Annotated in this window: 18 protein-coding genes; 8 read left to right on the top strand and 10 right to left on the bottom strand. The window is 68.5% G+C overall.

The features are described from left to right. The first annotated feature begins 74 nt into the window (after positions 1 to 74). From G6N43_RS24945 to G6N43_RS24955, 3 genes are read left to right on the top strand one after another with little or no spacing between them, the layout of a single operon-like run. On the top strand, positions 75 to 1,430 hold the full coding sequence (locus tag G6N43_RS24945; protein WP_083154152.1) for a zinc-dependent metalloprotease: 1,356 nt from the start codon (positions 75 to 77) through the stop codon (positions 1,428 to 1,430). A 57-nt stretch (positions 1,431 to 1,487) separates the two neighbouring features. Beyond that, positions 1,488 to 2,324, top strand: coding sequence for a cyclodehydratase (locus G6N43_RS24950; RefSeq protein WP_083154155.1), 837 nt, complete (start codon positions 1,488 to 1,490; stop codon positions 2,322 to 2,324). 43 nt (positions 2,325 to 2,367) lie between these two features. After that, entirely contained in the window at positions 2,368 to 3,708 is a 1,341-nt protein-coding gene (locus tag G6N43_RS24955) for a macrolide-binding ATPase MABP-1 (RefSeq protein ID WP_083154422.1), read from the top strand. Positions 3,709 to 3,767: 59 nt separating this feature from the next. Here the strand turns inward: G6N43_RS24955 and G6N43_RS24960 are convergent, their stop codons facing one another. Together G6N43_RS24960 and G6N43_RS24965 are read right to left on the bottom strand one after the other, a co-directional pair. After that, positions 3,768 to 4,082, bottom strand: coding sequence for a WhiB family transcriptional regulator (locus G6N43_RS24960; RefSeq protein ID WP_083154157.1), 315 nt, complete (start codon positions 4,080 to 4,082; stop codon positions 3,768 to 3,770). A 479-nt stretch (positions 4,083 to 4,561) separates the two neighbouring features. Beyond that, complete coding sequence (locus G6N43_RS24965; protein ID WP_407664833.1) at positions 4,562 to 6,673, bottom strand: ATP-dependent DNA helicase UvrD2; 2,112 nt, start codon at positions 6,671 to 6,673, stop codon at positions 4,562 to 4,564. A gap of 73 nt (positions 6,674 to 6,746) precedes the next feature. On the opposite strand from G6N43_RS24965, the gene G6N43_RS24970 reads away from it, so the two are divergent. Continuing rightward, positions 6,747 to 6,989, top strand: coding sequence for a mycoredoxin (locus tag G6N43_RS24970; RefSeq protein ID WP_163658200.1), 243 nt, complete (start codon positions 6,747 to 6,749; stop codon positions 6,987 to 6,989). 118 nt (positions 6,990 to 7,107) lie between these two features. On the opposite strand, the gene nudC is transcribed toward G6N43_RS24970, so the two are convergent. Together nudC and G6N43_RS24980 are read right to left on the bottom strand one after the other, a co-directional pair. Further along, positions 7,108 to 8,037 carry an NAD(+) diphosphatase gene (nudC, locus tag G6N43_RS24975; protein ID WP_083154162.1) on the bottom strand — a complete coding sequence of 310 codons (930 nt, stop codon included), beginning with the start codon at positions 8,035 to 8,037 and terminating at the stop codon, positions 7,108 to 7,110. Next, the gene (locus G6N43_RS24980; RefSeq protein WP_083154165.1) at positions 8,037 to 9,131 is read right to left on the bottom strand and encodes a potassium channel family protein; all 1,095 of its coding nucleotides are present in this window, start codon (positions 9,129 to 9,131) and stop codon (positions 8,037 to 8,039) included. Before G6N43_RS24980 ends, nudC begins: the two co-directional genes overlap by 1 nt. Positions 9,132 to 9,174: 43 nt before the next feature. Between G6N43_RS24980 and G6N43_RS24985 the strand changes: the two genes are divergently transcribed. Further along, positions 9,175 to 9,579 carry a DoxX family protein gene (locus tag G6N43_RS24985; protein WP_083154167.1) on the top strand — a complete coding sequence of 135 codons (405 nt, stop codon included), beginning with the start codon at positions 9,175 to 9,177 and terminating at the stop codon, positions 9,577 to 9,579. Here the strand turns inward: G6N43_RS24985 and G6N43_RS24990 are convergent. Next, positions 9,576 to 12,893 carry an ATP-dependent helicase gene (locus tag G6N43_RS24990; RefSeq protein ID WP_083154169.1) on the bottom strand — a complete coding sequence of 1,106 codons (3,318 nt, stop codon included), beginning with the start codon at positions 12,891 to 12,893 and terminating at the stop codon, positions 9,576 to 9,578. The genes G6N43_RS24985 and G6N43_RS24990 overlap by 4 nt on opposite strands. After that, positions 12,830 to 15,961 (bottom strand): ATP-dependent helicase, encoded by a 3,132-nt coding sequence (locus tag G6N43_RS24995; RefSeq protein ID WP_083154172.1) that lies wholly within the window; start codon positions 15,959 to 15,961, stop codon positions 12,830 to 12,832. The genes G6N43_RS24990 and G6N43_RS24995 overlap by 64 nt, the downstream gene beginning before the upstream one ends. Positions 15,962 to 16,026: 65 nt before the next feature. Here G6N43_RS24995 and G6N43_RS25000 point away from each other — a divergent pair, with 65 nt between their 5' ends. Continuing rightward, the gene (locus G6N43_RS25000) at positions 16,027 to 16,791 is read left to right on the top strand and encodes an alpha/beta fold hydrolase (protein WP_083154174.1); all 765 of its coding nucleotides are present in this window, start codon (positions 16,027 to 16,029) and stop codon (positions 16,789 to 16,791) included. Beyond that, the gene (locus G6N43_RS25005; protein ID WP_083154177.1) at positions 16,792 to 17,088 is read left to right on the top strand and encodes an MGMT family protein; all 297 of its coding nucleotides are present in this window, start codon (positions 16,792 to 16,794) and stop codon (positions 17,086 to 17,088) included. Between the two features lie 72 nt (positions 17,089 to 17,160). Here the strand turns inward: G6N43_RS25005 and G6N43_RS25010 are convergent, their stop codons facing one another. The 3 genes from G6N43_RS25010 to G6N43_RS25020 form a co-directional block, all read right to left on the bottom strand. Beyond that, the gene (locus G6N43_RS25010; RefSeq protein WP_083154180.1) at positions 17,161 to 18,015 is read right to left on the bottom strand and encodes a TIGR02569 family protein; all 855 of its coding nucleotides are present in this window, start codon (positions 18,013 to 18,015) and stop codon (positions 17,161 to 17,163) included. A 36-nt stretch (positions 18,016 to 18,051) separates the two neighbouring features. Beyond that, positions 18,052 to 19,230 carry an adenylyltransferase/sulfurtransferase MoeZ gene (gene moeZ / locus G6N43_RS25015; protein ID WP_083154183.1) on the bottom strand — a complete coding sequence of 393 codons (1,179 nt, stop codon included), beginning with the start codon at positions 19,228 to 19,230 and terminating at the stop codon, positions 18,052 to 18,054. 121 nt (positions 19,231 to 19,351) lie between these two features. Then, entirely contained in the window at positions 19,352 to 20,383 is a 1,032-nt protein-coding gene (locus G6N43_RS25020) for a DUF3152 domain-containing protein (RefSeq protein WP_179967919.1), read from the bottom strand. Between the two features lie 152 nt (positions 20,384 to 20,535). Between G6N43_RS25020 and G6N43_RS25025 the strand changes: the two genes are divergently transcribed. Beyond that, positions 20,536 to 21,204 (top strand): HTH-type transcriptional activator FasR, encoded by a 669-nt coding sequence (locus G6N43_RS25025; protein WP_083154188.1) that lies wholly within the window; start codon positions 20,536 to 20,538, stop codon positions 21,202 to 21,204. Here G6N43_RS25025 and G6N43_RS25030 read toward each other — a convergent pair. Next, positions 21,191 to 21,442, bottom strand: coding sequence for a DUF3107 domain-containing protein (locus tag G6N43_RS25030; protein WP_083154190.1), 252 nt, complete (start codon positions 21,440 to 21,442; stop codon positions 21,191 to 21,193). The two genes, G6N43_RS25025 and G6N43_RS25030, sit on opposite strands and share 14 nt — an antisense overlap. Positions 21,443 to 21,606 lie beyond the last annotated feature (164 nt).

Raw genomic sequence — 21,606 nt, forward strand, 5'->3', positions numbered from 1 at the left:
CGATCGGCGTGGCTTCGCTCTCGGCGTGACGTGCCAACTCACGCGCCGACGCACCTGTGAGTACCGTTGAGGGTATGGCTGACCTGCCTTTCGGCTTCTCCGCCGGGGACGACCCCGAGCGAGACAAACGCAAGAAGGACCCGGATCCGGGCTCCGGCGCGGGCTCGGGGGATCCGTTCGGTCTGGGCGGGTCCCAGTTCGACATGTCCCAGCTCGGCCAGATCTTCACCCGCCTCGGCGAGATGTTCAGCGGGGCCGGAAACGTGATGGCCGACGGCACCCGGTCCGGGGCGGTGAACTACGACCTCGCCCGGCAGCTGGCGTCGAGCTCGATCGGTTTCGTCGCGCCGGTGCCCGAGAAAACCAGCGCGGCGGTCGCCGACGCCGTCCATCTGGCCGAGACGTGGCTGGACGGTGTCACGGCGCTGCCCGCAGGCACCACGAAGGCCGTGGCGTGGACGCCGAAGGACTGGGTCGACAACACGCTGGAGACGTGGAAGCGGCTGTGTGACCCGGTGGCCGAGCAGATCTCCACGGTGTGGGCGTCGTCGCTGCCCGAAGAGGCGAAGTCCATGGCCGGGCCGTTGCTGTCGATGATGACGCAGATGGGCGGCATGGCGTTCGGCTCGCAGCTGGGACAGGCGCTGGGCACGCTGTCACGCGAAGTGCTGACGTCCACCGATATCGGACTTCCGTTGGGGCCCAAGGGTATTGCGGCGCTGATGCCCGACGCCATCGAGTCGCTCTCCGAGGGGCTCGAACAGCCGCGCAGCGAGATCCTGACGTTCCTCGCGGCGCGCGAGGCCGCGCATCACCGCCTGTTCAGTCACGTGCCGTGGCTCGCCAGCCAGCTGCTCAACGCGGTCGAGGCATTCGCCAGGGGCATGAAGATCGACATGAGCGGGCTCGAGGAGCTCGCGCAGGGATTCAACCCGGCGGCCCTGACCGATCCGTCGCAGATGGAACAACTGCTCAACCAGGGCATCTTCGAACCGAAGGCGACGCCGGAGCAGACCGCTGCGCTCGAGCGGCTGGAGACGCTGCTGGCGCTGATCGAGGGCTGGGTACAGACCGTCGTCACCGACGCGCTCGGCGACCGGATCCCCGGCACGTCGGCGCTGTCGGAGACGCTGCGGCGGCGGCGTGCCACCGGTGGCCCCGCTGAGCAGACGTTCGCCACCCTGGTCGGGCTGGAACTGCGGCCACGCAAGATGCGCGAGGCGGCGGCGCTGTGGGAGCGGCTGACCGAGGCTGTGGGGTCCGACGCCCGCGACGGCGTGTGGCAGCATCCCGACCTGTTACCCACCGCCGAGGACCTCGACGAGCCGGCCGGCTTCATCGACCGCATGATCGGCGGCGATACCAGTGGAATCGATCAGTTGATCGCCGATCTCGAAAAGGATTCTGACACAGGCGATTCCGACCGCTGAGTCGGTGCCTGTGGATAGTTTGACGGGATCCGGCGGATTCCATGCCAGACTCCACGCATGGGGCGCTACGTCCTCGATCCGGCTCGGCCGGTGCTATCGCGACCCGATGGGGTGGTCCAGGTGGGCTGGGATCCGCGGCGCGCGGTTCTGGTCCGCCCACCGTCGGGATTGACGACGCGGACGCTCGCCGACCTGCTGCGGCGCCTCCAGTCGGGCGCCACGCTGTCAGAGCTGCAGGACCAGGCCGACGAGGCGACCGCCGAGAGCATCGCCGATCTGGTCGCATCGCTGGTCGATGCCGGTCTGGTGACGACCACGACGCGTCGCCGGGGACGAGCGGCGTCCATCCGGATCCACGGGCAGGGTCCCCTATCGGATCTGCTCCTCACGGCGTTGCGCTGCTCGGGTGCCCGCGTCACGCAGAGCAGCCGTACCCATGCCGGGGCAGCGGCCGAGCCGACGGATCTCGCGGTGCTGACCGACTTCCTGGTGTGCGACCCGCGGGTGGTGCGCGAGCTGCACGCCGCCGGGGTACCGCACCTTCCGGTACGGGTGCGCGACGGCGCCGGCCTGGTCGGCCCCCTGGTCATCCCCGGCGTGACCAGCTGCCTGACGTGCGGTGACCTCCACCGCAGCGACCGGGACGCCGCCTGGCCGGCGATCGCCGCGCAGCTGCGTGACACCGTCGGCAGCGCCGACCGCGCGACGGTGCTGGCAACCGCGGCGCTGGCGCTCAACCAGGTCGACCGCGTCATACAAGCGGTGTCCCGCGGTGACCATGTCACCCCGGATGTCGAGCCGCCGCCAACGCTGGACGCGACGCTGGAGTTCGACGTCAACGTGGGATCGGTCGTAGCCCGCCGCTGGTCTCGGCATCCGCGTTGCACCTGCTGACAACGTTTGTAGGCAAGTCGTTGCAGTGGGGTTCAGCGGCGTCATGGATGATGGTCTGGTGAGCGAGATCAAACGGGGTGGGGCCGCGCGTAACGCCAAGCTCGCGGGCCTTGGGGCCGGCATGGCCGGCCGGGCGGCGCTGGGCTTCGGCAAACGCCTGACGGGCAAGTCCAAGGACGAGGTCAACGCCGAGTTGATGGACAAGGCGGCTCAGCAGTTGTTCACCGTCCTGGGTGAGCTCAAGGGCGGCGCGATGAAGGTCGGTCAGGCGCTGTCGGTCATGGAGGCCGCGATCCCCGAGCAGTACGGCAAGCCGTACCGCGAAGCCCTGACCAAGTTGCAGCGCGAGGCCCCGCCGCTGCCCGCGGCCAAGGTGCACCGGGTGCTCGATCAGCAGCTGGGTACCAAGTGGCGCGAACGGTTCAAGTCCTTCGACGACAAGGCGGTTGCGTCGGCGAGCATCGGCCAGGTGCACAAGGCGGTGTGGGCCGACGGCCGCGAGGTCGCCGTCAAGATCCAGTACCCCGGCGCCGACGAGGCACTGCGCGCCGACCTCAAGACCATGCAGCGGATGGTCAGCGTGCTGCGTCAGCTCTCCCCCGGCGCCGACGTCCAGGGTGTGGTCGACGAACTGATCGAGCGCACCGAGATGGAACTCGACTACCGGCTCGAAGCGGACAACCAGCGCGCGTTCGCCAAAGCCTATGAGGGACATCCGCGGTTCGTCGTTCCGCGCATCGTCGCCAGCGCGCCCAAGGTGGTGATTCAGGAATGGATCGAGGGTGTGCCGATGTCGGTGATCATCCGCGAGGGCACGCAGGAGCAGCGCGATCTGATGGGGACGCGGCTGTTCGAATTGACCTACGACGCGCCACACCGTCTCGAGATGATGCACGGCGACGCGCATCCGGGGAACTTCATGCTGTTGCCCGACAACAAGATGGGCGTCATCGACTTCGGCGCGGTCGCACCGATGCCCGGCGGCATCCCGCCTGAAATCGGCAGGGCCACACGTTATGCGCTCAACGATGACTACGAGAATCTGCTGAAGGAAATGCAGGCGATCGGGTTCGTCCAGAAGGGCGAGCAGGTGTCCAAGCGCGAGATGGACGACATGATGCGGCAGTACGTGGAGCCTCTCGAGGTGGAGGTGTTCCACTACAACCGCAAGTGGCTGCAGCGCATCACAGCCGGAAACATGAAGCCCGACCGCGCGGCGGGCCAGATCAAGGCAGCCCGGCAGATGGACATTCCTGCCAAGTTGGCGATTCCGATGCGCGTGATCGCGTCCAACGTGGCGATCTCCTGCCAGCTTGATGCGCATATCCCCGCCAGACGCCTTGCCATGGAGCTGATTCCGGGCTTCGCGGAGGAAGCGGCCTGATTCGTTAGCGCGTGATTGCGTCGAAACTGCTGGCGTGCACGCGGGGGAACCCGGCAGCGTTACGCCGCTGCCGGGTTGCCCACGGTGTTCTTGCGCGGTCGCCCGCGTGGACGTTTACGCGCGATGACCATGCCGCGGTCGAGAATCTCGCCGCCCCAAACTCCCCACGGCTCCCCGCGCTCCAGCGCAGCAGCCAGACACTGCCGGCGGATCGGGCAATCCGCGCACAGCGCTTTGGCGCGTTCGAGTTCGACGGGATTCTCGGCGAACCACAAGTCGGGATCGCCGACATGACACGGCACCACCAGCGTCGTCGTCTCTGGGCCTGTCTCTGATGCGATGCTCGTCGCGTAAGCGCTCATCGCAGATGACATGGCTCGTACCTCTGCTTCCTGGTCGTAGGTTGTCGCATCTGTCTTCTGATGGATCTGTGACCTGGGATTCGGAGGTCCGAATGGTTCCCAAAAAAAATTGGCCACGGATCCGGTGACTGCGGGTCCGTGGCCTCTTGGGGCGAATCGTAGGGCTGTCTAGATGATGCCCCGATCCACGGACGTTCCAGTCGCGGCGGCGGTGCGGCGGCGCTTGGGCTGCGGCGTAATGGCAGCTGCAGCTCCCGCGGCGGCATGCGCCATATAAGCGGGATGCGCCCACGCGGCGGCGGCAGCCGGGACATGGAGGGTCCAGGAACCGCCGGCAATGCGTACGCCGTTAAACGCGTTCATGCTCAACATGATCTCGGAACCCTCCTTTCACACGACAAATCACACGGCTGGTTAGGTGCGATCTTGAGGCTAAGGGTAACAGCCGAAACTGACAATCGATTTTTTGACCTGCGGTTTTGGCACGATCTTTACGAGGATTGGCGGGCTTTGACCAATGCGAGGACGTCGGCGCCGTACTGCTCGAGCTTACGTGCACCGATGCCCGGGATCGCGACCAGCGCGGCGTCGTCACTGGGCAGCGTCTCCGCGATGGCGATCAAGGTGTTGTCGGTGAACACCACATACGCGGGCACGCTCATCTCCTTGCTGGTGCGCAACCGCCATTCCTTGAGTTCGGCGAGCAGGGTCTCGTCGATGTCGGACGGGCACCCCTCGCAGCGACGCAACACGATCGCGGCGGGCGCGGTCAGGGTCGCGTTGCAGACGCGGCACCGCGGCGTGACGCCCTTGGCTCGGCGGGGCCGACTCGGGGTGTTGTCGGCGGACGCCTGCGGTGCGACACCGTTGAGGAACCGCGACAGCTTACGGCTCTGCCGTCCACCCGGCGTCCTCGCGAGTGCCCAACTGAGCGCCAAATGTATTCGTGCCCTCGTGATTCCGACGTAGAGCAGGCGCCGTTCCTCTTCGACCGGTTCGCTGTCCGGGCCGTGCGCCAGAGCGTGGGAGATGGGCAGTGTGCCGTCGGCGAGACCGACCAGGAACACCGCATCCCATTCCAGCCCCTTAGCCGCGTGCAGCGAGGCGAGCGTGACGCCCTGCACGACGGGTGGGTGTCGGGCGTCGGCGCGCTGCCGAAGCTCGACGAGCAGGGCCGGCAGGTCCAGCGACGGGCGCTGCGCGACTTCCTCGTCGACCAATTCGGCGAGCGCGGTCAACGCCTCCCACCGCTCGCGCGCCCGGGTACCCGCCGGCGGCTCGGCCGTCAGCCCCAGGGGTTCCAGCACAGCGCGGACGAGATCGGGCAGGGGGCCCTCGACGTCACGCTCGGCCGCGCGCTGCAGCGCGACCAACGACTGGCGGATCTCCTGGCGGCTGAAGAACCCCTCGCCGCCGCGGACCTGAAAGGGGATGCCCGCCTCGGTGAGCGCCTCCTCGTAGACCTCCGATTGCGCGTTGATGCGGTACAACACGGCGATCTCCGACGGCGCGGTGCCCGCGGCGATCAGCCGTTTGATGTTCTTGGCGACGGCGGTGGCCTCAGCGACCTCGTCGGGGTGTTCGGCGAACGTGGGCACCGGGCCCGGGTCGCGCTGGCCGACGAGATGCAGCTTGCTGCCGGCCATCCGGCCGCGTGCGGCGGCGATGACGCGGTTGGCCAGCGAGACCACCTGCGGGGTGGACCGGTAGTCGCGCTCGAGGCGGACAACTGCGGCATCGGGGAAACGCCGCGAGAAGTCCAGCAGGTACTGCGGCGTGGCCCCGGTGAACGAATAGATGGTCTGGTTGGCGTCACCGACGACGGTGAGGTCGTCGCGGTCCCCCAGCCATGCGTCGAGCACGCGCTGCTGCAGCGGCGTCACGTCCTGGTATTCGTCGACGACGAAGCAGCGGTAGCGGTCGCGGAACTCCTGGGCGACGGCCGCGTCGTTCTCGATGGCGGCGGCGGTGTGCAGGAGCAGGTCGTCGAAGTCGAGCAGTGTGGTCCCGTCACGACGGGCCTTGAGCGTCTCGTACCCCGCGTATACCGCCGCGACCTTCTGCGCGTCGAACGGGATGTCGCGACCGGCCGCGGCGACTGCGGCGGCGTACGCCTCGGGGGTGATCAAAGACCCCTTGGCCCATTCGATTTCGCTCGCGAGGTCGCGCACGTCGTCGGTGCTGACTTGCAACCCGGTCCGGTTGGCGGCCTGTGCGACGACCGCGAACTTGGTGTCGAGCAGTTCCCATCCGGTGTTGCCGACGAGCCGCGGCCAGAAATACGCCAGCTGACGGCGTGCAGCGGCGTGAAACGTCATCGCCTGAACCGATGCGGTGCCCACACCGTCGTCCAGGGCGCGCAACCGGGCGCGCATCTCCCCGGCAGCCCGCTGAGTGAACGTCACCGCGAGCACCTGGCCCGGCGCGACGTGCCCAGCGGACACCAGGTGGGCGATGCGGCGGGTGATGGTGCGGGTCTTACCGGTGCCGGCACCGGCCAGCACGCACACCGGACCGCGTGGGGCGAGCACGGCCTCGCGCTGCTCGTCGTCGAGGTCGTCGATGATGCGTGAGCATGCGACCTCTACCGACATGCCGACCATCTTGTCAGGACAGACCGACAAAACCGGGGCACGCCGCGGGCATGTTCGGCCGATCGGCTACGTTCACTGTCCTATGAGTGCTGAGCTGACCATGTACACCACGTCGTGGTGTGGCTACTGCGTCCGCCTGAAGAAGGTGTTGAAGACCGAGGGCATCGCGTTCACCGAGGTCGACATCGAGGCGGACCCCGCTGCGGCGGAGTTCGTGGCCTCGGCCAACGGCGGGAACCAGACGGTGCCGACGCTGAAGTTCCCCGACGGCAGCACTCTGACCAACCCGACCGGGGCGCAGGTCAAGGCGAAGCTCGGCCGCTGAGTCGGCCCCAGCCCCCAGCCGTCCACCGCGAGCAGACGCGTAAACCCCCAAAACGCCGTAAAAGTGGGGGTGTTCGCGTCTGCTCGCGCGCAATTGGGTCGCGTCTGCTCGCGCGTAATTAGTCCAGCGCGGCCCAGGATTCGATGATCTCCCGGGCGATCGAAATCGAACCGGGCAGCAGCAGCCGCGACGTCGAGTCGCTACTCCAGTCGCCGTCGGCCAGCGCGGCGCGAACCTCGTCCCTGGTGAACCAGGCCGCCTCGGCGATCTCGCCGTCGTTGAACGAGAACTCCTGCTCCGGGTCACCGATCGCGTGGAAGCCGACCATCAGCGAGCGCGGGAACGGCCACGGCTGGCTGCCCAGGTATTGGACATCGGTGACGTGCAGCCCGATCTCCTCGGCGATCTCGCGGACGACGCACGATTCGAACGACTCACCCGCCTCGACAAACCCGGCGAGCAACGAGAACAGCCGCTCCGGCCACACCGTCTGACGGGCCAGCACCGCACGGTCGTGGCCGTCGTGGACGAGACAAATCACCGCCGGGTCGATGCGCGGAAACTCCTCGTGGCCGTTGGCGGCGTTGGCCCTCGCCCAACCGCCCTTGATCGGCTTCGTCGGCGCGCCGTCGATCGCGCTGAACCGCGCGCTGTCATGCCAATTCAGCAACGCGGTGGCCGTCGCGACGAGCTGCGCGCTGACGTCATCGAAGATCGGGCCCGCGCGGCGCAGGTCGAGCACCTCGGTCTCGATATGCGGATCCTCCGGCCCCTCCAGCGCTGCGCGGATCCCCCACACATGCCTGCCGTCGCCGAGCTTCCCGAGGAACACCGCGTTCTCGGGTGGTTTGGGGCCGACGCTGGCCGCCTTGCCCAGCACCACCCTGCCCTCGGAGATCAGCACCTGGTTACGACGGTCGACGCGCAGGATCGCTGCGTCCGGCCAGCCGGCCAGCGCGGCGTCGACGTCGGTGCGCAACACGTCAGCACGGTCGGCGCCCACGCGCGACAGCAGCGGGACGTTGCGGAGCCGGAAGCCGTTCGTCATCACCGTTCCGCATCCGCGTTGCGGATGTACAGCAGCCGGTCGCCGTTCTCGAGGGCGTCGGCCTCTTCATCGTCGACGCGCAGCAGCTTCCCGTTGCGCACGACGCCGAGCACGATGTCGGCGTTGTGCCGCGGCGATCCACCGACCTCTTTGGGGCTGACTTCCCGTTCGGCAATCGCGAAGCCGGCGTCGGGGGTGAGCAGGTCTTCCATCATCTCGACAACGCTCGGGGTCTGTACCGCTATGCCCAATAGTCGGCCGGCTGTCTCCGACGTCACGACCGTCGAGTCGGCGCCGGATTGTTCGAGCAGGTGCTGATTTTCGGCTTCCCGCACCGCCGCGATGATCTTCGCCTTCGGCGCGAGTTCGCGGGCGGTCAGCGTGACGAGCACGGCGCTGTCGTCGCGATTGGTCGCGACGATGATCGCCTTGGCGTGCTGTGCGCTGGCGAGCCGCAGGATCTCCGAGTCGGTCGCGCTGCCGCGAACGGTGACCAGTCCGGCACTCTTCGCACGCTCCAGCGCGGCGGGGTTCTCGTCGACGACGACGATGTCGGCGGGCGCCACCTCGTCGCCGACCATCGCGGCGGCCGCGGTCCTGCCCTTCGTGCCGTAGCCCACGATGATGATGTGGTTGCGCACCTTGTTCCTCCATCGCTGGATTTGGTAGACCTGCCGCGACTGCGTGGTGAGGGTTTCAACCGTCGTGCCGATGAGCACGATCAGGAACGCGATCCGCAGTGGCGTGATGACGAGAACGTTGACGAGCCGGGCCGACGGGGTGACCGGGGTGATGTCGCCGTAGCCGGTCGTCGACAGTGAGACCGTCGCGTAGTACAGGCAGTCCAGGAACGTCAGCGGATCGCTGGCATCCGGGGTGGCTTCGACGTCGCGGTATCCGTGCCGGTCCAGGTAGACGATGAAGACGGCGGCGAACAGCGCAGCGAGCGCGTAGAAGACCCGCCGGATGATGCGCTGGGTGGGGCTGACCTGTTCGGTCGGGATCTGAACCGTTTCGGTGAGCGCATGGACCGGCTGATCGGCCAGCGACTGGTCGAACCGGCGGAGCCGACGCCGCAATCTTCCCGTGGCCATCAGAACCGGTCGCTGAACAGTCGCCGCACGCCATTATGTAACCATGAGCACACCCCTGCCCGAACTGCAGCAGAGCGCCAACCCGCGACGTGCACACCTGATGGGCGCAAGCCTGCTCGGCATAGGTGTACTGCACTTTGTGGCCCCCAAGCCGTTCGACGACATCATCCCGGCGGAACTGCCCGGCAGCGCGCGGTTCTACACCTATGCCTCGGGTGCCGCCGAACTTGGCGTCGCCGGTCTATTGCTGGCGCCGAAAACGCGTCGGCTGGGCGCGCTGGCGGCGGTGGCCCTGTTCATCGGTGTGTTCCCCGGAAACCTCAACATGGTGCGGTTGTGGTTCAAGGACCCCTCCAAGTCACTGTCGATGCGCCTCGTCGCCATCGCCCGTCTGCCCCTGCAGATCCCGATGATCACCGAGGCGCTGAAGATCTATCGCAGTTCTTAGGCGGCGGCGCTCTCCAGCAATGCGAGCAGGTCGTCGCCGTCCGGCAGATCGTCGGGAGTGACCGTCAGCCCGCTGCGCACGTAGTGGAACGACGCGCGCACCAATTCGACCGGACAATCCTGTAGCGCGGCCCACGCCAGCCGGTAAACGGCTAGCTGAACGGCGGCCTGCTGCTTGGCTTCCGGCGTGTCGGGCGGGTCACCCGTCTTCCAGTCGACGACGGTGGCGCCGCCGTCGTCGTCGCCGAACACCGCATCGATGCGTCCTCGCACCACCCGTCCGCCGATCACCATGTCGAACGGCACCTCGACGTCGATCGGGGTGCGGGCGGCCCACGGCGACACCGCGAAGGCGTCCTGCAGTTCGGCGAGCGCGTCGGAGATGGTGGTGTCCTGGTCGACGGCGCCGGGCAGATCGTCGAGATCGAACAGGCGCTCGGCGTGGTAGTAGCGCTGCACCCAATCGTGAAAAGCGGTGCCCAGTAAGGCATGTGGATCGGGTCGGGTGGGCAGCCTGCGGCGCAGCCGCCGCGCGACCGCCTCTGGGTCGCGTCCGAGTTCCACCAGTGTGCTGACCGACAGCTGCGCCGGCAACGGAGGGACAGGACAGTCGTCCGCGCGGCTGCGTTCGGCCAGCAGCGCGTCGACGTCGGACGCCCAGCCCTCGTCGCCGTCGGCAGGCTCAGCGACGGACGCACCCGACATCGCCTGAGCGACCAACTCAGCCCCCCGCCCCACAGCGTCGCGGCGCGATCCTGCCGGGTCGGCGGGCCAGAGCGCCTCGACCACGTTGTCGCGCAACGGGTTTTGCTCCCCGTGGGCCGGTGCGGGGGCCCACTGCTCGATGACACCGCAGGGCTCGCCCGCGGCGTCGGCCTGCTCGATGATCGTCCTGAGCTCTTCGAGGAACGCCGACGGGCCGCGCGGTTTGCTCTCGGTGGCTCCCCAGTGATGACCGGACAGCAGCAGCGTGTCCTCGGCGCGGGTGAGTGCCACGTACAACAGCCGTCGCTCCTCGTCGACCCGACGCTGCGCCAGGCTGTCCTTGTGGTCGGCGATCTTGTCCGACAGCATCTTTCGGTCGTTGACATCGGAGGTGTCGAGCACCGGCACGCCGTGCTCCGACAGTGTCGCGCGATCTCCGCGCAGCAGTGGCGGCAGGTCGCCGGCGTCGGTCAGCCACGTCCTGGCCGACGCCGTCGACGGGAACACCCGGCCGCTGAGGTGCGGCACCGCGACGACCTGCCATTCCAACCCCTTCGCGGCGTGCACGGTGAGGATCTGCACGCGTCCCTCGGCGACGGAGACTTCGGCCGGCGCCAGGCCGTTCTCCACCTGCTCGGCTGCGTCGAGGTAGGCGAGCAGGCCGGACACCGTCGCACCCGGGCGACTCGCATAGTCGGCCACCACGTCGGCGAACGCATCGAGATGTTCGGTCCCCGCCCAGCCCGCCGAAACCGGTCGCGACGCTCGGACCTCGGTGTCCACCCCGAGCACCCGGCGCACCTCGGCGACGAGCTCGGGCAGTGGATGCGTGAGATGCCCACGCAACGCGGTGAGTTCTCGACCCAGCTCCACGATGCGGGCGTACCCTGTCGGCGAATATGCCGCGGCGGGACCCGGATCGGCGATGGCATCGGCCAGGCATGCGGTGTCGGCGTCGGGTGCGACCTGCGCGACGACCCGATCGGCCACCGCACCGTCGTCCGTCGTGACCGCATCGTCGAGTTCGACCGCGCGCCGCCACAGCGCCGTGATGTCACGTGCGCCCAGCCGCCACCGCGGACCGGTGAGCACGCGCATCGCGGCGGCACCGGCCGTGGGATCGGCGACGGTTCGAAGCGTGGCCACGACATCGGCGACCTCGGGGACGCCGAGCAAGCCGGCCAGCCCGACGACTTCGACCGGCACACCGCGGGCCGTGAGCGCCTCCGCGATCGGCGCGGCATCGGCATTGCGGCGCACCAGCACCGCGGCGGTCGGCACCGCTGCGCCACGACCGTGTGCCTCGCGGTAGATCCGCGCCAGCTGGTCAGCCACCCAATCACGTTCAGCGACAACGTTGTTCAGGAGCGCACACCTGACGGTACCCTCGGTCGCATCGGGCCTCGGCCGCAGCTTGCGCACCGCCACCGAACGTCGCCGCGCCTCCGCCGACACCGCATTCGCCAGATGCAGGGTGCCCGGCGGATTGCGCCAGCTGGTGCGCAGCTCCAGCGTCGGCGCCGGGCTGCCGTCGGCACGGGGGAAGTCGATGGTGAACCGCGGCAGGTTGGTGGCCGACGCGCCGCGCCAGCCGTAGATCGACTGAATGGGATCGCCGACGGCGGTCAGGGCCAGGCCGTCGTCGACCCCGCCGCCGAACAACGCCGACAGCGCGACTCGCTGCGCGTGACCGGTGTCCTGGTACTCGTCGAGCAGCACGACCCGGTACCGGTTCCTCAGCTGCTCGCCGACCTGCGGGAAGGTCGACGCCAGCCGGGCGGCCGACGCCATCTGCATGCCGAAGTCCATGACCTTCTGCTCGCGCATCCGCTGGTGCAGCGCGTCGATCAGCGGAACGAGCTGCGTGCGTTCCGTCTGCGTGGCCAACATCCGCAGCAGCCACTGACTCGGTCCGCGGTCCCGCTGGTACGACCCGGCGGGCAGGGTGTGCACGAGCCGCTCCAGCTCGACATGCGTGTCGCGCAGCTGGTCGGTGTCGACGAGGTGTTCGGCCAGCTGCCCGGCCAGCCGCAGCACCATGTCGGTCACGGCGGCCGGCGTCTTGTCGGTGTCGAGGCGCTGCGGATGATCGCACACCACCTGAAAAGCCAACTGCCACATCTCGGTTTCGCTCAATAGGCGGGTGTCCGGTTCGACGGGGAGCAGCAGACCGTGTTCGCGCAGCAGGTTCCCCGCGAAGGCGTGGTACGTGCTGACGGTCGCCGGATCGTCGGTCAGGTCGGGGGTTCCGGGGCCGGCCGGTACCAGACCCGCGCCCGCGAGCCGGGCCAGCCTGGTGCGAACACGCCGCAGCAGCTGACCGGCGGCCTTACGGGTGAACGTCAGACCGAGCACCTCACCCGGTCGGGCGTAGCCGTTGGCGACCAGCCACACGACGCGCGCGGCCATGGTCTCGGTCTTTCCCGCACCGGCGCCGGCGATGACGACCAGCGGCCCCGGCGGCGCGGCGATCACGGCTGCCTGCTCGTCGGTGGGTGCGAAGAGCCCCAGCGCCGATGCGAGCTCGGCGGGACTGTACCGAGGATTCACTGCTGACCTCCTGAACGCGCCTGCGCCGGACACATGTTCCGCACCGGGCAGTGCGCGCATCCGTCGTTGACCCGCGCGACGAACTGCGGCCCCTGCGTGGCCGACGCGGCGTCTCGCACCTTCGCCCGCCACTCCGCGTGCGATTCGGGCGTCAGGGCGTCCTGCTCGCGTTCGGCGGCCCGCCCCCCGCTGGTCCTGCCGAGATATACCAGGCGTCCGCCGCCCGGCTGGCCCCCCTGCGGCAGCAGCCCTTCGGCGATGGCCAACTGATACATCGCGAGCTGGGCGTGGCGCTGAGCCTCGTCTTTGGTGACCGGGCTCTTGCCAGTCTTGATGTCGACGACCACCAGGCGCCCCTGACTATCGCGCTCCAGCCGGTCCAGGCGACCGCGGACCCGCACCCCCGGACCGTCGTCGCTGCTACCGATCTCGCCCTCGACGTCGACCTCGGTACCCACCTCGGTGAGTTCGCGGCGGGTCTGGGCGCGCCACTCGGCGAACGTCGACAGCATCATCCGGTGCCGGTCCAGTTCGTTGTCCGAATGCCATACGGCATCGAACGGCAGCTTCTCCCAGACCTTTTCGAGCTCGTTGAGCATCTGACTCTCGGTCTTCCTCGGATCGGCCACCAGGGCGTGCAGCAGCGAGCCGATGGCCGACCGCACATCGCGCGCATCGCTGCCACCGTGCCGTTCCAACAGCCACCGCAGCGGGCAGTCCGTGAGCATCTGCAGCGTCGACGGCGACAACGTCACGGTGTGGTCGTCACCGCACCACAGCGGCTCGTCGGTGGACAGCGGTGTCGTGGCATACCACTGCCCGGGGTCGGCGCCCGGCACACCGGCTTGCGCCAACCGCGCGAGTTGCGTTGCCGCACAAGCACGCACACTCTCGTCGACGTCGTCGGGCGGGGCGCACACCACCGCACGCAGACGGCCGACCAAGGCCGTCGGTGCCAGCACCCGCGGCGCCTGCACCGAAACAGGAGGCTCTGGGTCGGGATCGGTGGCCAGCGCCGCCAGTTCGTAGCAGAACGGGGACGGCAACATCGACTCGTCGCCGCAGTCGCTGTCGACCGCGGTCACCAGCAGCCGACTGCGCGCACGGCCCATCGCCGCGATGAGCAACCTGCGCTCCTCGGCGAGCAGCGGCGCACGCGTCGACACTCCCCTGTCGTCGGGCGCCACCACACCGTCGAGCACATCGACCAGTTGCTGGGTACCCAGCACCCCGCCGCGCGGAATCATGTTGGGCCACAACCCTTCCTGCAGCCCCGCGATGATGACGAACTCCCATTGCCTGCCAAGTGCACCGTGCGCACTCAGCACCGCCACAGTGTCCGACGGGGTGCGTTCGTCGCGCGAGGTCGACGGCAGCCCGAGGGTGATGACGTGATCGACGAGACCACGCAGCGACGCGCCGGCGGTGCGATTCACGTACTGCTCGGCGACGTCAAAAAGCGCGGTGACGGCGTCGAGGTCGCGGTCGGCCTGTGCGCCCGCCGTCCCGCCGCGTTCGCTGGCCGCCAGCCAGCGCCGCTGCATGCCGGACCGGTGCCAGGCCTGCCAGAGCGTATAGCGCGGATCCCCTCCCTCGGTCTCCGAGCGACGCGCGGCGTCCAACACGGCGCGGACGCGCCGCAGCGGACGCGCGAGTTCGGCGGAGAGTCCGTCCGGCTCGGCCTGCAGAGCATCGACCAGCAGGTCGCCCAGTTCACGGGGTGGATGATGACCGTCCACCCGGCGCAGCGCGCGTCGCAGCTGGCGCAGCGACACCGGATCGACCCGGCCGATCGGCCCGGTCAGCAGTGAAAGCGCCTCCGCACCGTCGAGTTCACCCCGCGCGGTGGCGCCGAGGACGGTCAGCAAGGCCCGCACGGCGGGCTGGTCGGCCAGCGGCGCGCTGGGCGTCGGCAGGTCGACGGGCACACCCGCCGCGGCGAGGGTGCGCGCGAGCGCGGACCCCAGTCGGGGCACCGACCGCACGATCACGGCCATCTCGGACCACGGCACGCCGTCGACCAGATGCGCGCGCCGCAGCGCGTCGGCGATCAGCGCGGATTCGGCATGCGGCGAGGCTGCGATGCGCACCGTCAGCGAGCCCGCCGGACCGTCGGCGCCCTCGATGCGGCGGGCCTCATCGGTACCAGGCAGACGCTGGGCGACTCCGCTGATGGCGCGTGCGATCGCGGGCGCGCAGCGATGGGACTCGGTCAAGGTTAGCGCGGGCTCGTCGCCGCGCAGCAGCGCGGGATCCGCTCCGCGGTAGCCGAATACCGACTGGTTCGGGTCGCCTGCCAAGACGGTGAGTTCCGCGCCGCTGGACAACACGCGCACGAGGCGGGCCGCCTGCGGATCCAGATGCTGCGCATCGTCGACGAGGAGCAGTTTGATCCGGGACCGTTCGGCGGCCAGCAGCTCGTCATCGGTGGCGAACGCCTCCAACGCGGCGCCCACCAGTTCGGCGGCGCCCAGCGCGGGCACGGTGGCTTGCGGGGCGGCCATTCCGACGGCGGAACGCAACAGCATGATCTGCTCGTAGGCTTGGGCGAACTGTCCGGCGGCGAGCCACTCCGGTCGGCCGGCGCGGCGCCCGATGCGTTGCAGCTCAATAGGATCCACACCGCGTTCGGTGCAGCGCGCCACGAGGTCGCGCAGTTCGTTGGCGAACCCGACGGTGCTCAGCGCGGGCCGTAGCTGTGACGGCCACGCCACGGCGGACCGGTCGCCATCTTCGAGATCCCCGGCGAGCAGTTCGCGGATGATGCCGTCCTGCTCGGCGCTGGTGATCAACCGCGGCGGCGGATCGCCCTTGCGCTGGGCGGCCAGACGCAGCACCGCGAACGCATACGAGTGCACGGTGCGGACCAACGGTTCACGCACGACGGCGCGAGTGCCGGCTTCTAGCAGCGCCGACGTGATGGCGGCCCGCACCTCCGTGCCCAGCCGTGCCGAACCCGTCAGCAGCAGAACCGATTCCGGGTCGGTGCCAGCGGCGATGTGCGCGGCCGCCGCCCGGACCAGCAGGGTGCTCTTGCCGGTGCCTGCGCCCCCGATCACCCGCACGACGCCGCGCATCCCGGGTTCGGTGAGCGCGGCAGGCGTCAGATCGAGCTGCGGTGCGGACATGGCTGAAATGACACCACGGGGGTCCGACAAGTCGGCCGCACCGACTGGCTGGCAACATCAGAGGAGTGAGCGAACCACTGCACCTTCACCGCTACGGTCCGGACGGCCCGATCCAGATTCTGGCCATCCACGGCTTGACGGGACACGGACAGCGCTGGCAGACCCTCGCGACGCGGCATCTGACCGAATTCGTCGTCGCCGCACCGGACCTGCTCGGGCACGGACGTTCGTCGTGGGCGGCGCCGTGGACGATCGACGCCAACGTGGCGGCGCTGGCCACCCTGCTCGACAGGCCGACGGTGGTTGTCGGGCATTCCTTCGGCGGCGCGATCGCCCTGACGCTCGCCGCGTCCCATCCCGAGCTCGTCTCCGCGCTGGTATTACTCGACCCGGCGGTGGGTCTGGACGGCGGATGGATGCGCGACATCGCCGACGACATGATGGCCTCACCGGACTACACCGACCGGGCCGAGGCGCGGGCGGAGAAGGCGAACGGTTCGTGGGCCGACGTCGACGCCGACGAACTGGACCGCGAACTCGACGAGCACCTCATCGATCAGGCCAACGGCCGATGCGGCTGGCGGATCAGTATCCCGGCGACGATGTCGTACTGGAGCGAGTTGGCCCGCCCGATCACGTTGCCGCCCCCCACAATCCCCACGACGCTGGTGCGGGCCGAAAGGACCGACCCGCCGTACGTCACCGACGAACTGGTCACCGCGCTGGCCGCCTCCCCCGGCTTCGAGCTCATCGAGTTCGACTGCGACCACATGGTCGCCCAGGCATTGCCCGCCGAAACGGCGACGGTGATACGCAAGGCCCTGGGATAGATGGCGGCCGTCACCGACGAACAGGTCGAAACGGTGCGCGCACTGGTCGCCTCGATCCCGCCCGGCCGAGTGTCGACGTATGGCGACATCGCGGAGGCGGCCGGTCTTTCCAGCCCGCGGATCGTCGGTTGGATCATGCGCACCGACTCGTCGGATCTACCCTGGCACCGGGTTATTCGCGCATCGGGTCGCCCCGCACCGCACCTGACCACCGAGCAGTTGGAGCTGCTGCGAGCCGAAGGGGTGTTGGCGCAGGACGGCCGAATCGCGTTGCGCGACGTACGCCACGAGTTCTGAGCGCGACTGCACGCTTGTTGTACGCAAACGTCGAGTGAGGCCGCGAACAAGCGTGCACTCGACGGGCCAAAGTCAGACGACCAGGCGCACCAACGCAGCCGTACGCGCCAGACCCGGGAACGCCGCAGCCGTGGACCGCGGATGCAATGCGTGGACGGCGAGACGGAACATCAACGCCCGCAACAGCATCTGCGGCCACTCCGGCAGCGGGCTCCATCGCTCGATGAGCCCGTCGTCGGCGTCACCCCACGACAACGCGTCGACGACAGCGACCCCGGCCGCCCACGAAGCCGGTCGCCAGTACGGCGTGATGTCGGTGATCCCCGGCGCGGCGGTCCCTTCGAAAAGCACTGTGCCGTAAAGGTCTCCGTGCACCAGTTGGCTGGGGCTCTTGGTCGGCTTGCGTAACCCGGCCAGCTGACCGATCAACTCGACCGACCGCTGACCGTCCGCCGAGCCGGGCGACACCCGCGCTCCCGGCGGCAAGGAATGCAGCGGACGCTCTTCCCACGCGGCCCGGTCGGCGGCGATGAACACGTCGACGTCAGACCACGGGGCCACCGGGGGCTGGGTCAGAAACCGCGGGCGCTCGAGCTTGGCCGTCGCCTCGTGCAGCCGTACCGCGGCCGACACCACCTCGTCGTGACGCGGTTCCGGTGTGCCCGCGACGAAGGTGTCGGCCCGCCAGCCCGCGACGACGTAGCGGCCGTCGGTCGACCGCACCGGCCGGGCCAGCCGCACCCCGTCGACGAACAGCGTCTCGCGCACCTTCGCCGACCACGCCGCACGCGCGTGATCGGCGACCATCGACAACACGACCTCGCCGCAGCGCCAGCCACCCTCCCAGCTCGACCCGAGAGGCGTCGGCGTGACACCGGTCAATCCGAACCCCGCCAGCACATGATCAGGGGGCCGCTCGACACTCATGACGTCAGCGTAAGCGGAGCTCCGGCAAACGAGCGGTTAGTACATCACCATGTCGGGTTCGAGTTGCTTACCCCAGGCGACGATTCCGCCCTGCACATGCAGCGCGTCGGAGAAGCCGGCCTTCTTGACGATGGCCAGCACCTCGGCCGAGCGCACGCCGGTCTTGCAGTAGAACACCGGGGTCCGGTCGACCTGCAGTTTGGCCAGCGCCTCACCGGTTTCGAAGGCGCCCTTGGGGATCAGCTCGGCGCCCTCGATGTGATTGATGTCCCACTCGACGGGCTCGCGCACATCGATCAGGGCGAGCGGCTTGCCGCTGTCCATCATCTCGCGCAGCTCGCGCGGGGTGATGGTCGAGTCGGCGGCCGCCTCGGCCGCGGCATCGGACACCACGCCGCAGAACTCCTCGTAGTCGATGAGCTCGGTGATCTTCGGCGTCGACGGATCCTTGCGGATCTTGATCGTGCGATACGTCATATCGAGCGCGTCGTAGACCATCAAGCGGCCCAGCAGCGGCTCCCCGATCCCGGTGATCAGCTTGATGGCCTCGGTGCCCATCACGGACGCGATGGAGGCGCACAGAATGCCCAGCACGCCGCCTTCCGCACAGGACGGCACCATGCCCGGTGGTGGCGGCTCGGGATACAGGTCGCGGTAGTTCAGGCCCAGCCCGTTCGGGGCGTCCTCCCAGAACACCGAGACCTGGCCCTCGAACCGGTAGATCGAGCCCCAGACGTACGGCTTGCCCGCGAGTACGGCGGCGTCGTTGACGAGGTAGCGGGTCGCGAAGTTGTCGGTGCCGTCGAGGATCAGGTCGTACTGCTCGAACAGCTCGACGGCGTTGTCGGGTTCCAGCCGGAACTCGTGCAGATTGACCTTCACGAGCGGGTTGATCTCGTGGATGGAGTCGCGTGCGCTCTCGGCCTTGGACCGGCCGATGTCCGACTGTCCGTGAATGATCTGGCGCTGCAGATTGGACTCGTCGACCACGTCGAACTCGACGATCCCGATGGTGCCCACCCCGGCAGCCGCCAGATACAGCAGGGCAGGCGAACCCAGCCCGCCGGCGCCGATGACCAGCACCTTGGCGTTCTTGAGCCGCTTCTGCCCGTCCAGACCGAGGTCCGGAATGATGAGGTGACGGCTGTAGCGCGCGACCTCCTCGCGCGTCAACTCTGCCGCCGGCTCTACCAGCGGCGGCAACGGTGTAGACACCGTGATTTCTCCTTGCTCATTTGGGACGCTCGCCCGCATTTACGTCTACCGACCATCTCAGCAGTTGTGCATAAGTACTGCAATCAACAGCGTCAGGGCCCCACTGCTTCCCGCCGTCGGCTCAGGCGATCGGGTACGGCCAAGGGTTGAATCGGCACGTCTTGCCGTCGGGGTTGATGGTGCCCGGGTCGAATCGGGCCGCATCGTTGTTGTTCGTGGAGAACGTCTGCTGCATCATGATCGGCGCCAACTCGCCGTTGGCCGCGCAGGACTCGTGCCGCTGGTAGCCGATCGCGTGGCCCACCTCGTGGTTGATCAGGTACTGCCGGTACGAGCCGATGTCGCCCTGGAACGGGACGGCGCCGCGGACCCAGCGCGCCTCGTTGATGAAGACGCGCGGCTCCCCGTCGAGGTAGGCCGGGTTGTAGCAGGACGCCTCGAGCGGGATGTCGTAGCCGCATCCCTCCCGCACCGTCATCGGCGAGCTCAGCGAAATCCGGAAATCGGGTTGGATTTGCGCGGTCCCGTCGACGCGCGTGAACGCGAACTGCGGATTGTGGGTCCAGCTCTTCGGATTCGCCAGCGTTTCGCTGACCATCCGGGCGAAGCCCTCGTCACCACCGAACGTCGTGGTGTCGATGCCGTCCTCGACCTCGACCGTGTAGGTGAACACCTTCGCCGTACCCTCGCCCACCTGTGACGAGGCGCCGGGCACGATATGCCACGTCTTGGCGCCCGCCTCGGTGAACGGACCGCCGTCGGGCAGGATCCCGGTCGGCAGATTCGCGTCGAACTGCGTCAACCCTTTCGGCGGCGCGCCGATGATCGCGGTGCTGGCCACGCCGATCGTGGGCGGGCCCTGCACCGGCCCCTCGGGCTCTTCGGTCGGGGTCTCGGTGGACCCGGCAAACGTCAGATAGAGCGCCACGACCGTCCACACGGCCAACAGGGGCAGCGCGTAGGCCCGCCAACCGTAGGTGTGTACGAAACGGCCCAGTTTGGTCTGCTTGCGGACGTTGCGGTGCTCGTCGCGGTTGGACCTGGGCCGACCGGAGTCGCCCGCCAAGGGGTCGCGCATCGCGCGCAACGGCTCACGCCACTCGTCGCGAAGCACAGGCACGCCTCCCCCGCGACGCTCCGAGTCGTAGGTCACTGACACAGGATGACACAGGCTAGAGTGCTCAGACCTCCGGCGCGCCACTGGCGGTGGTGAGCTTCGCCGACAACGCCGTCGACCACGGCTTTGCGTGCTGATTGTCGCAACGGTAGTAATCTCGTTGCCAAACGAGCAGATAAAAGGACGTAATGAGCGAACTCGCCAACTCCGCCACGACTAGGCGGAGCGCGCAGCCGGGCGCCCGAGAAGCGCTGGGCCGACGTGGCAACCGGCTGCCTCGCGACGAGCGGCGTGGGCAGTTACTCGTCGCTGCCAGCGAGGTTTTCGTCGACCGCGGCTATCACGCGGCGGGTATGGACGAGATCGCAGAGCGGGCAGGCGTGAGCAAACCCGTTCTCTACCAACACTTCTCGTCGAAGCTGGAACTGTATCTGGCGGTGTTGCAACGACACGTCGAGAACCTGGTGTCCGGTGTGCGCCAAGCGCTTCGCACCACCACCGACAACCGGCAGCGGTTGCGCGCGGCAGTTCACGCGTTCTTCGACTTCATCGAGCACGACAGCCAGGGCTACCGGCTCATCTTCGAGAACGACTACGTGACCGAACCGCAGGTCGCCGCGCAGGTCAAGGTGGCCACCGAATCGTGCACCGACGCGGTATTCGACCTGATCAGCCGCGATTCCGGGCTGGAGGCGCACCGCGCCAGGATGATCGCCGTCGGCCTGGTGGCCATCAGCGTCGACTCGGCGCGGTACTGGCTGAACAACGACCGCCCGATCAGCAAGGACGACGCGGTCGAAGGCACTGTGCAGTTTGCCTGGGGCGGCCTGTCACACGTGCCGCTTACCCGTTCTTGACGGCCTCGGATCCGACCACGCCGAAGCCGACGCGGCGGACGTCCGCGGCACCGATCTCGACGTAGGTGATCTTCGACGTCTGGACCAGGAACCGCCTGCCCTTCTCGTCGGTGAGGGCCAGCACGCCCGAATTCTTGTCCAGCGCATCGGTGATCAGCTTCTCCACCTCGGTTGGTGTCTGCGCGCTGTTGAACACCAGCTCGCGCGCGCTGTCCGTGACACCGATCTTGACCTCCACGCTGTGAACCTTTCCCGTACGTACAACCTCGAAGAGCTTTGACGCCAAGGCTAGTGGACGCCGTCACGGTGGTGCGCGCCGGTGAGTTCGCGGTCAGCGAAGCCCGGCTCTCGCCCACCATTCCGGACGGGGTCACAAACGGGCGACCTAACCGAGTCCGGACC

Origin of the sequence: Mycolicibacterium moriokaense (assembly GCF_010726085.1) — a bacterium.
In the GTDB taxonomy this organism is placed as follows: domain Bacteria; phylum Actinomycetota; class Actinomycetes; order Mycobacteriales; family Mycobacteriaceae; genus Mycobacterium; species Mycobacterium moriokaense.

Excerpts from the sequence above, each read along its gene's own strand:
- nudC (WP_083154162.1), bottom strand. The coding sequence starts at position 8,037 with ATGACGAACGGCTTCCGGCTCCGCAACGTCCCGCTGCTGTCGCGCGTG.
- G6N43_RS24990 (WP_083154169.1), bottom strand. The coding sequence starts at position 12,893 with ATGCGCGCACTGCCCGGTGCGGAACATGTGTCCGGCGCAGGCGCGTTC.
- G6N43_RS24995 (WP_083154172.1), bottom strand. The coding sequence starts at position 15,961 with ATGTCCGCACCGCAGCTCGATCTGACGCCTGCCGCGCTCACCGAACCC.
- G6N43_RS24950 (WP_083154155.1), top strand. The coding sequence starts at position 1,488 with ATGGGGCGCTACGTCCTCGATCCGGCTCGGCCGGTGCTATCGCGACCC.
- G6N43_RS24980 (WP_083154165.1), bottom strand. The coding sequence starts at position 9,131 with ATGGCCACGGGAAGATTGCGGCGTCGGCTCCGCCGGTTCGACCAGTCG.
- G6N43_RS24965 (WP_407664833.1), bottom strand. The coding sequence starts at position 6,673 with ATGGTCGGCATGTCGGTAGAGGTCGCATGCTCACGCATCATCGACGAC.
- G6N43_RS24945 (WP_083154152.1), top strand. The coding sequence starts at position 75 with ATGGCTGACCTGCCTTTCGGCTTCTCCGCCGGGGACGACCCCGAGCGA.
- G6N43_RS24960 (WP_083154157.1), bottom strand. The coding sequence starts at position 4,082 with ATGTCATCTGCGATGAGCGCTTACGCGACGAGCATCGCATCAGAGACA.
- G6N43_RS24955 (WP_083154422.1), top strand. The coding sequence starts at position 2,368 with ATGGATGATGGTCTGGTGAGCGAGATCAAACGGGGTGGGGCCGCGCGT.
- G6N43_RS25010 (WP_083154180.1), bottom strand. The coding sequence starts at position 18,015 with ATGAGTGTCGAGCGGCCCCCTGATCATGTGCTGGCGGGGTTCGGATTG.
- G6N43_RS25025 (WP_083154188.1), top strand. The coding sequence starts at position 20,536 with ATGAGCGAACTCGCCAACTCCGCCACGACTAGGCGGAGCGCGCAGCCG.
- G6N43_RS25005 (WP_083154177.1), top strand. The coding sequence starts at position 16,792 with ATGGCGGCCGTCACCGACGAACAGGTCGAAACGGTGCGCGCACTGGTC.
- G6N43_RS24970 (WP_163658200.1), top strand. The coding sequence starts at position 6,747 with ATGAGTGCTGAGCTGACCATGTACACCACGTCGTGGTGTGGCTACTGC.
- G6N43_RS24985 (WP_083154167.1), top strand. The coding sequence starts at position 9,175 with ATGAGCACACCCCTGCCCGAACTGCAGCAGAGCGCCAACCCGCGACGT.